This window comes from Methylobacterium trifolii (genome assembly GCF_022179685.1).
Taxonomy (GTDB): domain Bacteria; phylum Pseudomonadota; class Alphaproteobacteria; order Rhizobiales; family Beijerinckiaceae; genus Methylobacterium; species Methylobacterium trifolii.
Window position 1 is genome coordinate 1 of sequence record NZ_BPRB01000325.1, and the last position, 1,137, is coordinate 1,137.

The 1,137-nt window shown below is 69.7% G+C and carries 1 protein-coding gene; it reads right to left on the bottom strand.

Annotated elements, in window-relative coordinates; genetic code table 11:
• Window positions 1-18 precede the first annotated feature (18 nt).
• Window positions 19-954 carry an IS110 family RNA-guided transposase gene (locus COGEMETH_RS23410; RefSeq protein ID WP_238185082.1) on the bottom strand — a complete coding sequence of 312 codons (936 nt, stop codon included), beginning with the start codon at window positions 952-954 and terminating at the stop codon, window positions 19-21.
• Between the last annotated feature and the right edge of the window lie 183 nt (window positions 955-1,137).

The window sequence follows — 1,137 nt, forward strand, 5'->3', positions numbered from 1 at the left end:
GAGCGACTGTCTTTGCGGTCAAGCGTTTTGTGGCTGCCATGGTGTGTTTTTCCTGATCATGGCGTTGAGGATGGTCAGCAGTTTTCGGGCGGTGGCGACGATGGCGACGATCTTGGGCTTTCCGCTGGCGACGAGCCTGTCGCGGAAGAGCTTGAGGGTCGGGTTGTGACGGGCTGCCACCAGGGCCCCCATGAACAGGGCGGAGCGCACGCTGGCCCGTCCGCCGCCGATGAAGCTCTTGCCGCGCCACTGGCCGGACTGGCGCGTCCAGGGGGCGAGGCCGGCGAGCGCCGCGATCTGGCGGCGGTCGAGGCTGCCGAGTTCCGGCATCTCGGCCATCAGGGTGCGGGCGATGGTCGGTCCGATGCCGGGCACGGAGGTGAGAAGCGCCTCCTTCTCCCGCCAGGCGGACGAGCCGCGCACCGCCCCGTCGATGTCGCCGTCGAGGCTGGTGAGTTCCTTCTCCAGCGCCTTGACCAGGCGGCGGATGCTCTTCTGGACGCGGGCCGGCGCCCGCATCTCGCGCTGGCGTTCGGCCCCGATCATCGCCACGATCTGACGGCGGCGCGCCACCAGATCGGCCAGGAGCCGGGTCTCGGCGTCCGGCAAGGGACGGATCGCCGGCCGGGTGGCCTGCGTGAAGCGGGCGATCACGGCCGCGTCGATCGGATCGGTCTTGGCGCGCTGGCCCAGGGCCTGGGCGAAGGCGCGCACCTGGGCCGGGTTGACCACCACCACCGGCAATCCGGCGCCGGCCAGTCCAGCCGCGACCACGGTCTCGAAGCCGCCCGTGGCCTCCAACGCCACGGCCCCCGGCGCCAGAGGGGCAAGGCGCGCACACAACGCGGCGATGCCGGCCCCGTCCCGGGGAACCCCAAAGGCTTCCCCGCTCGGCAGGACATGCACGTCCAGCCGGTCCTTCGAGACGTCGATCCCAACATAAACGGCGTCCATCCGATCCCATCCTTGCGCAAGCGGGCTTCGCAGAGAGCGGCCCAAGCGACTGTTCGGGTTCGATGGAACGGCAGACGAAGACCCACGCTCTCCCACGGGCTCGGTGTCCCTCAGGGCAATCGGTCTCGCGCCTGCCTCCGCATCGCGAAGCTTACACGATGACGGTGAGGGCAAGTTACAAGG